General features: G+C 73.0%; 13 protein-coding genes. 4 read left to right on the forward strand and 9 right to left on the reverse strand.

Annotation, left to right across the window (positions count from 1 at the left end):
• Nucleotides 1-241: 241 nt before the first annotated feature.
• Both AB0O36_RS15395 and AB0O36_RS15400 read left to right on the forward strand, forming a co-directional pair.
• Nucleotides 242-2,314: an RICIN domain-containing protein gene (locus AB0O36_RS15395; protein ID WP_365109504.1), complete on the forward strand. Its 2,073-nt coding sequence runs from the start codon at nt 242-244 to the stop codon at nt 2,312-2,314.
• A gap of 100 nt (nt 2,315-2,414) precedes the next feature.
• Nucleotides 2,415-3,041 carry a hypothetical protein gene (locus AB0O36_RS15400; protein WP_365109506.1) on the forward strand — a complete coding sequence of 209 codons (627 nt, stop codon included), beginning with the start codon at nt 2,415-2,417 and terminating at the stop codon, nt 3,039-3,041.
• Nucleotides 3,042-3,134: 93 nt separating this feature from the next.
• Here the strand turns inward: AB0O36_RS15400 and AB0O36_RS15405 are convergent, their stop codons facing one another.
• The 8 genes from AB0O36_RS15405 to AB0O36_RS15440 form a co-directional block, all read right to left on the reverse strand.
• Nucleotides 3,135-3,971, reverse strand: a complete 837-nt coding sequence (locus AB0O36_RS15405) for a class II glutamine amidotransferase (protein WP_365109509.1) — start codon at nt 3,969-3,971, stop codon at nt 3,135-3,137.
• A gap of 112 nt (nt 3,972-4,083) precedes the next feature.
• On the reverse strand, nt 4,084-5,322 hold the full coding sequence (locus AB0O36_RS15410) for a cytochrome P450 (RefSeq protein ID WP_365109512.1): 1,239 nt from the start codon (nt 5,320-5,322) through the stop codon (nt 4,084-4,086).
• A 26-nt stretch (nt 5,323-5,348) separates the two neighbouring features.
• Entirely contained in the window at nt 5,349-6,737 is a 1,389-nt protein-coding gene (locus AB0O36_RS15415; RefSeq protein ID WP_365109514.1) for an FAD/NAD(P)-binding oxidoreductase, read from the reverse strand.
• Nucleotides 6,730-6,981, reverse strand: a complete 252-nt coding sequence (locus AB0O36_RS15420) for a ferredoxin (RefSeq protein ID WP_365109572.1) — start codon at nt 6,979-6,981, stop codon at nt 6,730-6,732. The genes AB0O36_RS15415 and AB0O36_RS15420 overlap by 8 nt, the downstream gene beginning before the upstream one ends.
• 125 nt (nt 6,982-7,106) lie before the next feature.
• Entirely contained in the window at nt 7,107-7,745 is a 639-nt protein-coding gene (locus AB0O36_RS15425; RefSeq protein WP_365109517.1) for a hypothetical protein, read from the reverse strand.
• Between the two features lie 123 nt (nt 7,746-7,868).
• Nucleotides 7,869-8,564 (reverse strand): NAD(P)H-dependent oxidoreductase, encoded by a 696-nt coding sequence (locus AB0O36_RS15430; protein ID WP_365109520.1) that lies wholly within the window; start codon nt 8,562-8,564, stop codon nt 7,869-7,871.
• A gap of 96 nt (nt 8,565-8,660) precedes the next feature.
• Nucleotides 8,661-9,596 (reverse strand): TauD/TfdA family dioxygenase, encoded by a 936-nt coding sequence (locus AB0O36_RS15435; RefSeq protein WP_365109523.1) that lies wholly within the window; start codon nt 9,594-9,596, stop codon nt 8,661-8,663.
• A 225-nt stretch (nt 9,597-9,821) separates the two neighbouring features.
• On the reverse strand, nt 9,822-10,328 hold the full coding sequence (locus AB0O36_RS15440) for a DinB family protein (RefSeq protein WP_365109526.1): 507 nt from the start codon (nt 10,326-10,328) through the stop codon (nt 9,822-9,824).
• A gap of 235 nt (nt 10,329-10,563) precedes the next feature.
• Here AB0O36_RS15440 and AB0O36_RS15445 point away from each other — a divergent pair, with 235 nt between their 5' ends.
• Nucleotides 10,564-11,634 (forward strand): methyltransferase domain-containing protein, encoded by a 1,071-nt coding sequence (locus AB0O36_RS15445; protein ID WP_365109528.1) that lies wholly within the window; start codon nt 10,564-10,566, stop codon nt 11,632-11,634.
• A 33-nt stretch (nt 11,635-11,667) separates the two neighbouring features.
• Here AB0O36_RS15445 and AB0O36_RS15450 read toward each other — a convergent pair whose 3' ends face one another.
• Nucleotides 11,668-12,342, reverse strand: coding sequence for a phosphoribosyltransferase family protein (locus AB0O36_RS15450; protein ID WP_365109530.1), 675 nt, complete (start codon nt 12,340-12,342; stop codon nt 11,668-11,670).
• Between the two features lie 234 nt (nt 12,343-12,576).
• On the opposite strand from AB0O36_RS15450, the gene AB0O36_RS15455 reads away from it, so the two are divergent.
• The gene (locus AB0O36_RS15455) at nt 12,577-13,446 is read left to right on the forward strand and encodes an isocitrate lyase/PEP mutase family protein (protein ID WP_365109575.1); all 870 of its coding nucleotides are present in this window, start codon (nt 12,577-12,579) and stop codon (nt 13,444-13,446) included.
• Nucleotides 13,447-13,601 lie beyond the last annotated feature (155 nt).

Genomic DNA, 13,601 nt, shown 5'->3' on the forward strand with positions numbered 1-13,601 from the left:
GCTCAAAACCTCAGAGATGATTTCGATTCGATAACGGAGTCCCGCCGAAAAGCCTGGACCAATGGCGGTCCACGCGCGTAGTTCCCTTGAAAACAAAGGGAATTGATGTTTCATCAGAAACGGTCGGGTAGGTAACGGAATGGATTCTCCGACCCCGGCTCCGCTTTGTCCGAATTCTCCGCCCCAAGGGTCTGGCAGGCTTCCGCGCACCCCGTCTTCTGACCAAAGAATTGAGGTGCGCATGTCCAGACATCGAAAACTGAGGGAGCCTCAGGAGCCGCCGCGCCGCGGCAGGTTCAAGGGCATCACCGCCGCCCTGGCCGTGGGCGCCGTGGTCGCCGGAGGCTTCGCCTACCAGGCCGGCCTCGCGAACTCCAAGGACGAGACGACGCTCGCGCAACTCGGGGCGCACTCCTCGGAGATAGCCACCGCGCCGGCCTCCGCGCCGGCCCGGGACAAGGAGCCCAAGCCGCTGGACAAGAAGCCGTCCAACGACCGGGCCCGGGGCATGGTCTACGACGGACTGAACACCGCCCCCAAGGGCGACAAGTGCGTCGGCGTGTACCGCACGGACGCGGGGGCCTGCAGCCACGGCCCCGACGAGCCGCCCAAGGGCGTCGACATCAAGAAGGACACCGCACCCTCGGTGAAGACCGTGGCCGCGGCGGCCGACCCGGCCAAGCCGGCCGACAAGGACCCGGCCCCGGACCCGGCCGACGGGCGTTCTCAGGCCACGCCCGCCGCCGACGCCAAGGCGCCGACCGACGCCTCCGCTCCGCCCCGCACCCCCTCCCCCGGGCAGAGCGCGGCCGCCGGCCCCGCCGGGCAGACCGTCCAGTGCGACGGTGACGGCAGCAGCGGCAACCGCGTCCAGGTCGTCTACGTGCACGGCCCCGGCAAGGACCGGTACTCCCAGTACGCCGCGTCCTTCCGCAAGTGGGCCGCCGACGCCGACCTGATCTACTCGACCAGCGCCCAGCAGACCGGCGGCGTCCGCCACATCCGCTACGTGACGGCGGCGGACTGCACTCCGACCGTCCTCAACATCGAGCTCCCGGACTCCGCGCTCTCCGAGTTCAGCGCCACCAACCGGGCGCTGGCCGCCAAGGGCCTGGACCGCCGCGACCGCAAGTACATGCTCTTCGCCGACGCCCAGGTCTACTGCGGCATCGGCACCTTCAACGGGGACGAGCGGCCCGGCCAGGACAACCTCAGCAACTTCGGCCCCTCCTACGGGCGCACGGACACCGGCTGCTGGGGCGGGCACACCGCCGCGCACGAGCTCGGCCACAACCTCGGCGCGGTCAACAACAGCGCCCCCAACACCAGCAAGGGTGCGCACTGCACGGACGAGTGGGACGTGATGTGCTACTCGGACACCCCGTACTACCCGAAGATGCGGAACGTCTGCACCGACCAGGCGAACGAGAACATCCTCGACTGCAACCACGACGACTACTTCCACACCAATCCCAAGGCGGGCAGCTACCTCGCCACCCACTGGAACATCGCGAACAACCAGTTCCTGATGAAGAACAGGGGCGGCACCGACCCGAATCCCAACCCGAACCCGAGCCCCAAGCCGACGCCCACGCCGTCCCCGACCAAGCCGAAGCCCGGCAGCGGACCGGACGTCACCGTCGGCCAGATCCAGTCGGACTCGGCCGTGGTCAGCTGGCCGCGGGTGACCGGGGCCGCCTGGTACCAGGTGATGTTCAACGGCAAGCACCTGACCTGGGTCCAGGGCACCGCCGTACGGATCTACAACCTGCGGCCGGGCACCTCGTACACCGTGGCGGTCTCGGTGCGCGACGCGCAGGGCCGTGACAGCGGTCCGGGCAAGAGCGCGACCTTCAAGACGAGCGGCGCGGGCACCACCACCACCGCCCCGGGCGGCAAGTACACCCTGGCCAACGGCAGCACCGGGCTCAACGCCGCCGTCTGGGGCGGCCGCAGCGCCGACGGCACGGTCCTCGTCGGCTCGCAGGCCGACGGGTACGCCCCCCAGCAGTGGTACTTCGACGACGCGGGCAGCGGCCTGGTCCGGATCCGGTCCGCCGCCTCCGGCAAGTGCCTCCAGCCCGGCGGCACCCCCGGCGCGGGCATGTGGGTCGCCCAGCAGCCCTGTTCGAACGGCTCCGCCGCGCAGGCCTGGAAGCTGACCTCCAAGGACGGCTCGATGGCCGTCACCGACCGCAGCGGCGCCTGGGCGCTGACCGTCAGCGGCCGCCCGTACTACGGTGCGCGGCTGCTCGACCTGCAGCGCGCCGACGGCCGCCCCGCCCAGAGCTGGGCGGTCCGCAAGGCCGGCTGACACCCGGCCGCGCGACGCACGCGGGCGGGCCGTCCACCGGACGGCCCGCCCGTCCCCTCACTCCACCGCTCACCCCTCGCACATGCATCGGAGCACTGGCATGCACAGGGCAGTTCCCTACGGACGCACCAGGACGGGCGTCCTCCTCCTCGCACTGGCCGGCAGTGCCGTCCTCGGCACCGCGCTGCCCGCGGCGGCCCACGGCGACGGCCTGAAGGTGGTGGTCGTCGGGCAGCGCGAGGGACACGTCGTCACCGAGGTGACCTGGGAGAACGACGGGGACGCGGTGGAGGAGACGGTCGCCGCCACGGTCAACGCGGTCAGCCCCGACGGCAACCGGACCGCGGGTCCGTGGCGGCTGGTGCGCGACCCCGCCGGGCCGAAGAACTGGACCACGGCCGAGGCGCTCCCCTCCGGGACCTGGAAGGTGACCGTGGAGGTGGGCTTCCCCGAACTCGGGCGCGCGGAGCGCGAGCTGACCGTGAATCCGGCGGCCCCCGCCACGGCGGGCCCGACCGCCGCCGGACCGACCGCCGCCGGCCCGGCCACGCCCCCGCCCCCGGCCGCCTCCGCGTCCGCGTCGGCCGCCCTTGCGGCGGAGCCCGCCGGTGACGCGGAGGACTCCCCCCGCCTCCCGGTGACCGCCGCCGCGGCCGCGGCGCTCGCGGTGACCGGCGCCGGTGTGTGGGCGGTCGTACGCCGCACCCGCACGCGGCGGGGGGCCTGACCGGCGGGGCCCGGCCCTTCCCCCATGGGGCCGGGCCCCGCCGTACGGCGCTCCGGGCCAGGGCCTGTCCGACCCTGATCCGCCGGACGGGCCCTATACCGGCTCGGGGACGAAGGGCAGGTAGTCCTCGGTGCCGGAGGGGATGACCGCGTAGCTGGCCTCCGGGAGCTCGTTCCACACCCCCGGCAGGTCACCCAGCGGCTCGGAGACGATCAGGCGGGTCTCGTCGGACACCCCGCGCAGGTATTCGAGCTCCGGGTGCAGCTGCCGAACCGTTTCGGCCTTGCTGCTGTAGAAGAGCGACCGGGACTTCCTGACGCTGGAGTAGCGGAACGCCCACGTGCGTTCACCGTCGGAGACCGCGATCGTCATCTGGAGCGGGTGGGGGACGCCGTGCTCCTTGCCGAGCCGCTCCACCAGCCCGGCCATCCGGGCCACGGCCCCGGGCACGTCCTGGTCCAGCCCGTAGGTGACCGCCAGGTAGAACATCACCTCGGAGTCCGTGGACCCCTCCATCGACGGGAAAATCACCGGATCGACGGCCATGCACAGGTCCCGGCGGAGCCGGTGGAAGTCGGTGATGGCGCCGTTGTGCATCCACATCCAGCGGCCGTGCCGGAACGGATGGCAGTTGCTCTGCTGGATCGCCGTGCCGGTGGAGGCCCGTACGTGCGCGAAGAACAGCCGCGAGCGGACGTGCGCCGAGAGTTCCTGCAGGTTGCGGTTGTTCCATGCCGGGCCGATGTCCCGGAAGACGGCCGGGGTGCCGTCGCCCTCGGCGCTGTACCAGCCGATGCCGAAGCCGTCGCCGTTGACCGTCTCCACGCCCATGCGGGCACGGTGGCTCTGGTTGATCAGCGAGTGTTCAGGGCGGTACAGGACCGAGTCCAGCAGGATCGGCGATCCCGAGTAGGCGAGCCAGCGGCACATGACGGGCCATCCCTTCCCCGCCCCCGTACGAGGGTAGCTCCGAGCGTGCGCCGGGGGCGTGTGCGGCCCGACCGCACACGCCCCCGGCACCCGAAAGGGCGCGTCCGACCGGCTACGGCCTGATGCCGTCGCAGGCGATCCGCAGGTGGCGCGGCCCGCGCAGCACCGCGTTCTGCCGGTACGGCGGCGGGTCCTCCATCAGCCGGGGCTTCTCCAGGCGGCGGGCCAGCTCCGCCAGGGCGAGCTGCGCCTCCAGCCTCGCCAGCGGGGCGCCGAAGCAACTGTGGATGCCGCTGCCCAGGCCGAGGTGCTCGATGTCCTTGCGGTACGGGTCGAAGCTCTCGGGGTTCTCGAACCTCGCCGGGTCCCGGTTGCCGGCCGCCAGCATCAGCCACATGGAGGCGCCCTTGGGGATGGTCACCCCCTGGACCTCGATCTCGGTCAGGGTGGTGCGCTGCGGCAGGAGCTGCACCGGCGGCTCGTACCGCAGCAGCTCCTCCACCAGCGGCACCGCCAGATCCGGGTTCTTCCGCAGGTCGCGCAGCACCTCGGGGTGGCGCAGCAGGGTGAGCATCCCGTTGGTGATCAGGTTGACGGTGGTCTCGTGCCCGGCGATGAGCAGCAGTGCCGCGGTGCTGAGCAGCTCCATCGTGGTCATGGTCTCGTCCTTGCCGTGTCCGACGGCGAGCTGCGAGAGCATGTCCGGCCCGGGGTTCTTGCGCCGTTCCTCGATCAGTCCGGCGAGGTACATCCCGAGCTCCATCCGGGCGTCCTGCCCGACCTTGGCCTTTTCCTCGGGGGTAGCGTCCGGGTCCGGGTCCAGGCTGGCCGCGAGGGTGTCCGCCCACACGTGGAAGCGCGGCTCGTCCTCCTTGGGCACGCCCAGCAGCCGGCAGATCACGGTCACCGGGAAGGGGTACGAGACCTGCTCGACCAGGTCGAAGTTGCCCGGGTCCGTGACGCCGTCGACCAGCTCCTTGAAGATCCCGTCGAGGTCGCCGCGCATCTCCTCGACCCGGTGCGGGGAGTGCGGCGGCCCGAACGGCCGGTTGGTCATACGCCGCAGCCGGTCGTGTTCGGGCGGGTCCAGCTTGAGGAAGCTGGGCGGCAGGGTGGTGGAGTCCTCTTCCTCGCCGGCCAGCGGGTCGCCCGCGGTGGAGGCCAGGTTGCGGGCGTCGGAGCTGATCCGCGGGTCGTGGAGGAGACCGAGGATGTCGTGGTAGTGGCTGATGGCGTACGGCCCGCCCTCCATGTGGTGGACGGGGGTCTTCCGTAGTTCCTCGTACAGCGGGTACGGGTTGGGACGGCTGGCCGGATCGAGGATGCGGCGCAGGATGTCTTGCTCGGTCATGGACGGCTCCTCCGGGGGCCTGGCGGTCAGCGGCCGGGACGGAAGTGGATGCGCTTGTCGGCCGGGGAGTACCCGCTGACGGTGACGGTCGGGCCGTGCGTGGGCACCGAGGGGTCGGGGAAGTCGGCGGGCATCGGGTGCCGGCCGTCGGCGCGCCGGTCCACGGTGTCGAACGGGGGCGGGAAGGGCGCCGTCTGCTCGATCTGCTTCTCGTAGAAGGGCAGCCAGCGGGCGTTGTCGAAGGTGACGGCGGCGATGATCCGGCCCTGGTACCCGTAGACGCCGGTGAATCGGCGCTCGTCCAGGGAACCCTGGGTGATCATGATCTCGGTGCCCATGGGGGGCACCCCGACGGACTTGATGTTCACCCCGAACTGGGTGGACCAGAAGGCGGGCACCCAGATGTGCGGGCGCCGGTCGGTGCTCTCGCTGAGCATGTTGTGGGCGGCGGTCTCGGCCTGGGAGACGGCGTTGCCCCAGTGCTCCAGGGAGAGGAACTGGTAGCCGAACAGGGGGTGCGGGGAGCGGGCCACGTCCCCGGCGACGTAGATGTCGTCGGTGACGATGCCGCGGAAGTCGAAGGCCCGGCAGCCGGCGTCGCAGGCGATGCCCCGGGGGCCGGCGCCGAGGCCGGAGCCTTCCAGCCAGCCGGTGTTCCGGACGGCGCCGAGCGAGACGACGACCACGTCGGCCTCGATCGTGGTGTCGTCGGAGAGGTGGGCGGCCCGGACCCGGCCGGTGCTGTCGCCCTCCAGGCCGGTGACCATCACCCCGGTGCGCAGGTCGACGCCGTTCTCCCGCTGGAGGGAGGCCGCGACCTCGCCGATCACCCCGCCGAGGGCGCCGACCAGGGGGGCGGAGGCGCGTTCGGCGACGGTGACCTCGATGCCGCGCTCCCGGCAGGCGGAGGCGATCTCGGATCCGGTGAACCCGGCGCCGATGACCAGGACCCGGCGGGGTCCCTCGGCGAACCGGCGGGCCAGCGCGGCGGCTTCGTCGCGGCCGCGCAGGGTGAACACGCCGTCGAGCGCGGCCTCCGCCGGGTTCGGCCAGGGCCGGGCGTGGACGCCGGTGGTGATCAGCAGCCGGTCGTACGGGACTTCGTCCCCGCCGGCCAGGCGGACCCTGCGGGCGGCCATGTCGAGGCCGGTGGCGGCCGCGCCGAGCCGCCATTCGGCATCGACGGCCCGGCGCCGGGGCAGCGCGGTGTGCTCGGCGGCGCCGCGGCCGAGCAGGACCCCCTTGGACAGCGGCGGGCGGTCGTAGGGTTCGTAGGGCTCGTCACCGATCATGGTGAGGGTGCCCTTGAAGCCCTCCTCACGGAGGGTTTCCGCGGCGCGCAGTCCGGCCAGCGAGGCGCCGACGATCACGATCCGGCCGTCGCGCTTGAGCTGGTCCAGGGCGGTGTCAGCCATCGGACTCCTCCTCGCCGGCGGGCCCGTCCGCTGCGGACGGCTCGGCCGCCAGGTCAAGTTCGTCCACGAGGATCGCCTGGACGGGGCAGGCGGCAGCGGCCTGCTTCACACGGGCCCGCTGGGCCTCCTCGGCCCGGGGGTCGTAGAGCAGCCCCTCCTCCCCGTGCATCGCGAAGACGTCGGGCGCGAGGAACGCGCACTGCGCGTAGCCCTGGCAGCGGTTGAGATCGACGACAAGCCTCAGCAAGGTTCGGTCCTTTCGTGACCCCGGCCATTCCCGACCAGCGTGGACCCGGGCGGCGGCCGGGGCGCGGCGAGTGGTCCGGTGGAGTGACGGGGGGACCGGCGCGCGGCCGGCCCTCGGCGGCTTCATGCGGCGGGCCGCCGCCGGGCGGAGCCGAGGATGTACAGGCTGACGACCAGGGCCCAGGCGGGGAAGAGGAGCTCCAGCCAGGGCACGGTGGAGGCGGCCACCAGCAGCACCAGGGCCACCAGGAAGCCGAAGGCGATCAGCGGGCGCGGCATCACCCCGAGCCGGCGGCCGATGGCGGAGGCGGAGGCGACGTAGACGGCGGCCATCCGCAGGGCGTAGGTGACCAGCAGGGTGTGCGCGTAGCCGCGGCCGAACTCGGAGCTGACGCCGCTGTTCAGGACGGTGCCGGCGGCTGCCGCGGAGGCGAAGAGGGTGGCGGTGAAGACCAGCCCGCTGCCCAGGAAGACGGTGGCGATGAACCGGTCCTCGGCCTGGCCGGTGTGGGCGCGTACGGCGCCGGTGAACCAGAGGAAGGCGATCCCGGCGAACGGGACGATCTGCAGCGACCAGCTGAGGGCCTGCCGCTGGTCGGCGTCGAGCGGGATCTCGCCGCCGGTGCCGTGCGGCAGTGCGATCCGGGACAGCACGATCGTCGAGGCCATCAGGAGGGCGAAGACGATGCCGGCCACCCCCGCGGCGCGGGGGGTGGTCAGGAAGTCCTCGCCGGGGGTCGCCCGCGGTGCGCGCTCGCTCATTCCTCCAGGAAAGCCGTGCCGGGAGGCACTGTGCCCCGTGGGCGCGGCCGGTCGGGTGACGGGCTCCCCCGTGCGGCAGGGGCACGTGCGGCAGGGGCACCTGCGGCAGGGGCAGGGGCGTGCTCAGTCCTGGGCGCGGGCGGTGACGGGGGCGTCCGAGCGGTCGCCCAGGAACTCGTACCAGCGGTGCCGCAGGCACAGGTAGCGGGTGTCGGCTTCCACCAGGTCGAGGAACGCCTCGATGGTGGCGCCCAGGCGTTCGCCGAGGCCCTCGTCGGTGAGGGTGCCGTCCTCGGCGAACGCCTGGTGGGCCATGGCCAGGCTGAACATGTCCGGGTACACGCGGGCGCCGAGGTGTTCCAGCGGGACGCGCAGCGCCCACAGGCCCCGGTTGCCGCCCACCATGGACGGGGAGGCCGAGACGAGCAGGCACTGCTTGTCCTTGAACGGCTGCGGCCGGAACCGGGACACCCAGTCGACGGCGTTCTTCAGGACCCCGGGCACGGACGCGTTGTACTCGGGCGAGGCGATGACCACGGCCTGCGCCGTCTCCAGCCGGTCGCGCAGGGCGACCGCGCCGGGCGGCTGCCCGCTCTCCGTCTCGAAGTCCCCGTCGTAGGCGGGCATGGGGAACTCGCCGAGGGTGGCCAGGTCGGCCGTCGCCCCCGCCCGCTCGACCAGCCCGGCGACGAGCGCGGCCAGCATGCCGTTGACGGAGCCCCCGCGGGAGGAGCCGGAGAGCACCAGGACGCGCAGCGAGGCGCGGGATTCCCCGGGCGTACCGGGGGCTCCGGGGGCTGCGTCGGGCTGGCTGGCCATGGTGTGTCTCCCTTGCCGGTACGCCTCGTTGCTCGTCCCGAGCGTCGCACAGGCGGCTTCGGCTGCGGCCGCTGACGCGCCGGGACGCCGGGGCGGCTACCAGTGGCGCGGCTCCGGGCCGGTGAGCGGCTCGGACGGTTTGCCGTCCACGCCGATCGGGACCTCCCCGGCGAGCATCACCCGGTGCATGATCCGGGGGTGGTCGAGGTGGGCGGTGTCGCCCGGGGCCAGGTGGATGGTGGCGCGGTTGTCCCAGAAGGCCACGCTGCCCGGTTCCCAGCGGAAGCGGACCGTGTACTCGGGACGGGTCGCCTGGTCGAGCAGCAGCTCCAGGAGCGGGCCGCTCTCGGTGCGGCTGAGGTCCAGGATCCGTTCCACGTAGTAGCCGTTGACGGACAGCAGCCGTTCGCCGGTCTCCGGGTGCACCCGGACCAGCGGGTGCACGGTGGCGGTCTGGTGCGCCAGCAGGTGGCGTACGTACGCGTCCTCCCCGGCCCGCGGCTGGTAGCCGACCCCGAGCCGGTGTTCGGCCCGGAGGGTGTCGACGAAGGCGCGCAGCGGCGCGGAGAGCCCCGCGTAGGCGGCCGCCAGGTTGGACCAGGTGGTGTCGCCGCCGTACGGCGGGACGGTCTCGGCGCGCAGGATGGTGGCGGCGGGCGGGTCGATGCGGGCGCCGTGGTCGCAGTGCCAGCCGCGGCGCAGGGTGTGGCGGCGGCGGCTCAGCCATTCGGCGTGGTCCATGCCGAAGCGGCCGCCGAGTTCCAGCCGGTCGGCGGTGGTCTCCACCTCCGGGTGGTCCGGCGGCGAGGCGCTGCCGCGGGAGCCGGGGACGACCGGTTCGCCGAACCGGCGGGCGAGGGCGACGTGGGCGGCGTGGTCCAGGTACTGCTCGCGGAAGAAGAGCACCTTCCAGCGGTGCAGCGCGGCCCGGATCGTCTCGACGTCTTCCTCCGCGAGGGGTGCGGCCAGGTCGGCTCCGGAGATCTCGGCGCCGATGTGGCCCGCGACGGGCTTCACCTCGATGGGTGCCATGCGGGACTCCTTCGATTTCCTGGGCCCGGTGCTGCGCCCAGGATGGCCAGGCCGACCGCAGCGGCCGGCGGGGAGTCGGGGCAATGGCCGGAATTGCCGGGTCCTGTGGCCGGTACCCGGCGGTCTCCCGGGGCGGGCGGGTTCCGCGCCGCGTGGATCGTGCCGGTTGCGGTGCCGCCCGGGTCGTCCCGCGTGAGGCGCCGCGCGGCCGGCGCGCCGCCCGGATCAGGCCGGTTCGAGGAGGCCGCGCACGAACGCCGCCTGGCCGGCGTGCTGGAGGTCGTCGGAGAGGACGCTGACCAGCCGGACGCCCACCGTGACCGGCGGGTCCCAGCGGGTGTCGATGACCCGGTCGAGGTCGGCGGCGGGCAGGGTGGCCAGGTAGGCGGCCGTGCGGGCGTGCACCGCCTCGAAGTAGGACAGGAGCTGCTCGCCGGACGCCTTGACCGCCGCCACCTGCCGGGCGGTGTGGCCGTATCCGGTGGCTTCCGGGGGGAACGGCAGGGCGAAGCGGTCGGCGTGGCCCTCGGCGAGCCATGCCTGCTCGCGGCCGGCGAGTTCGGAGACGTGGTCGTCCTGGATCCGCGTCAGGTGCCAGACCAGCCAGCCGATGGAGTTGGCCCTGGCGCCGACGCGGGCGTTGAGCTGTTCCGCGGCGAGGCCGTCCACGGCCTCGTGCACCACGTCGTTCACGCGCTGGAAGCCGTCGGTCAGGAGGAGGGTGGCCTTCATGCGCCCAGCTTGCCCGTTCCGCCGGCGGCCGGGCGGCAACCGACCCGTGGTGTCCGGGCGAGGTCGCCCCCGGGGGGTGGATTCCGGCTGTCGCCGGTGGTGGCGGGTGGGCGGAGAGCGGCCCGGGTGGTTGGTTGGGTTCCCGGCCCCGTCGCGCGGCGGGAGCCCTCCGGGTCCGGTCCCGGGTCCGGTCCCCAAGGCCGTTCGCGGCCGGTGCGAGGTCAGGAGGTCCAGGATGGCGACGCCGCCCCCACCGGACGGTGCGAAGGTCGAGGCGTTCATGGAGAAGGCCCTCGGGGACCTGAGCGGGACGATGGCCGCGGGGTTCTGCGCTCTCGGCGACCGGCTCGGACTCTTCCGGAGCCTGGCCGAGGACGGGCCGGCCACCAGTGCCGAGCTCGCGGACCGGCTGGGCCTGCAGGAGCGATACGTACGCGAGTGGCTGCGCGGCCTGACCGCGTCCGGGTACCTGGAGGAGCTCGGCAGCGGGCGGTTCATGCTGCCCGCCGAGCACGTCCCGGCGCTCGCCGACGACTCCGGCAGCCTGTTCCTGGGCGGCCTCTACCAGATGCTGCCCGGGCTGTGGGCTCCGTACGAGCGGCTGGCGGAGGCGTTCCGGGAAGGCGGCGGGGTCCGGCAGGAGGACTACCCGCCGTCGCTGTGGGACGGCATGAGCCGGTTCACCGGCAGCTGGTTCGAGACCGTGATGATCGACGAGTGGCTCGCCACCTTCCCGCACGTGGTCGAGCGGCTGGAGGAGGGTATCGAGGTCGCGGACGTGGGCTGCGGGGCCGGGCGGGCGCTGATCGTGCTCGCGCGGGCCTTCCCCCGGTCGCGGTTCACGGGCTTCGACAACTTCCCCGCCCAGGTCGAGCGGGCCCGCGCGGCCGCGGAACGGGCGGGCGTCACCGGCCGGGTGTCCTTCGGGACGGTGGACGCCGCTCGGGGCCTGCCCGGCCGGTACGACCTGATCACCACCTTCGACGTGATCCACGACTCCGCGGAACCGGAGCGGATCCTCTCCGCCGTCCGGGGCGCCCTCCGGGACGACGGCGACTACCTGATGCTGGAGATCGGCTCCGGGGACTCGCCCGGGGAGAACACCGGGCCGGTGGCCTCGCTGAAGTACGGCTTCAGCGTCTTCTACTGCATGACCACCTCGCTCGCCGACGGCGGGGCCGGGCTCGGGACCTGCGGGCTGCCGGAGTCCGTGGTGCGCGAACTGTGTGCGGGCGCCGGGTTCGGCGAGGTGGTCAGGTCGACGAAGGACGATCCCTTCAACGTGCTCTACGACATCAGGCCGTAGGGCGGGCACCGCGGGTGTCGTGGCGTAAGACGGTCAGATGCCCGCTCCCGCCGTCGTCTCGTGGACGGCCCACTGGTGGTCGAGGACGTCGATCACCTCCTGGTCGGAGACCTGGTCGAAGTGGTCGTACCACTGGCCCACCGCCCGGAACGGGTACGGCTGGTACGGGCAGACCACCAGGTCGGCCTCGCGGCCGAGGTCGGCCACCGCCTGCCGCGCCCCCACCGGAACGGCCAGCACCACCCGGCCGGGTACGCGGGCCCGCACCGCCCGGACCGCGGCCCGCGCGGTGACCCCGGTGGCCAGGCCGTCGTCGACCAGGATCACCGTCCTGCCCGCCAGCAGCGGCTCGGGCCGGTGCCGCCGGTAGATCACCTCGCGGCGGTGCGCCTCGGCCCGTTCCCGGGCGATGTCGGCAGCGAGTTCGTCCTCGGTCAGCCCGAACATCTCCATGGCGCGGTCGTCGAACAGCGGCGGGGCGTCCCCGACGACGGCCCCGATGCCGACCTCGGGGTTGCCGGGCATCCCGATCTTCCGTACGACGAGCACGTCGAGCGGCGCCCCGGTCTCCCGGGCCACCTCGTGCCCCACCGGCACTCCGCCGCGGGGCAGGGCCAGCACGATGGGGTGCACCATCGGGCCGCCGGCCCGTCCGATCTCCTCGGCCAGCCGCCGTCCGGCCGCCCGCCTGTTCAGCAGTGTGCGCATCGCGTCACCTCCCGCCGCCCGGCACCTGTCCCGGCCCGCCCCGGCTAAACCCCCAGTGACGTTTCCTCGGTGAACACTTTCCGCCGTCCGGGTGAGTAAAGGGTGTGCATGTGAATGGACTGCCCAAACTCTAGAAATGATCTGTTTTGGGTAAAGGAATGCCGTGTCGGCACGGCACCCCCTCTGCCGGTGTGCATGCGGAACCTACTTTCGAGGAGCAACGCTTTGACGGCTTTGACGTACGGGAACAAGCTCCGGGCGCAGATCGCCGGGCCGGGCACCACTCCCCTGATCGGGGTGTACGACATGTACTCGGCGTCGATCGCCGCCGAGCACTACGACGGCATGTTCGTCTCCGGCTTCGGCTTCGCCGCGTCCTACTACGGGCTGCCGGACATCGGGTTCATCGCCTGGCCCGACATGGTGGCCTTCGTGCAGCGGCTGCGCGGTGCGTTCCCCGGGCACCACCTGCTGGTGGACATCGACGACGGGTACGTCGACCCGGAGGTGGCCTGCCACGTGGTCGAGGGCCTGGAGCGGATCGGCGCGTCCGGGGTGATCCTGGAGGACCAGAAGCGGCCGCGGCGCTGCGGGCACGCCGACGGCAAGCAGGTGCTGCCGCTCACGGAGTACCTGGAGAAGCTGGAGATGGTGCTGGCCACCCGGCAGGACCTGGTCGTGGTGGCCCGGACCGACGCCACCGACGAGGAGGACATCCTGCACCGCGCGGAGCGGCTGGCGGCCACCGACGCGGACGTGGTGCTGGTGGACGGGGTGCGGAGCGTGGAGTGGATCCGCCGGATCAGGAAGGTGACGGGCACCAAGCCCCTGCTCTTCAACCAGATCGCGGGCGGCAAGTCGCCCCGCCTGTCGCTCGGCGAGCTGGCGGACCTGGGCGTCGACGTCGCGATCTACAGCACGCCCTGTCTGTTCGCCGCGCACCACGCGATGGACGCGGCCCTGAGCGAGCTCAAGGGTTCCGACGGGCGGCTGCCGGCCCCGGGGTCCGGGGGCGACGTGGGGGTGGGCGAGTCCACCCGGCTGCTGGCGCGGAACATCGCGCGGCACCGTCCGGTGCCGGTGCGGGAGAGGGTGCGCGTGTGAGGGTGGCCGGGGCGGCCGCCGGGGTGCTCGCCGCCGTGCTCGCCGGGGGTGCCGCAGCACCCCCGGCGGGGGGGCCGGGGGCGGGGGGGGGGCCGCGCCGCGCCGAGGACAACAACCCCCGCCCCCAAATGTGGGGTGTGGGGCACAACCTGAAA

Source organism: Streptomyces sp. NPDC089799, assembly GCF_040684755.1.
Classification (GTDB): Bacteria; Actinomycetota; Actinomycetes; order Streptomycetales; family Streptomycetaceae; genus Streptomyces.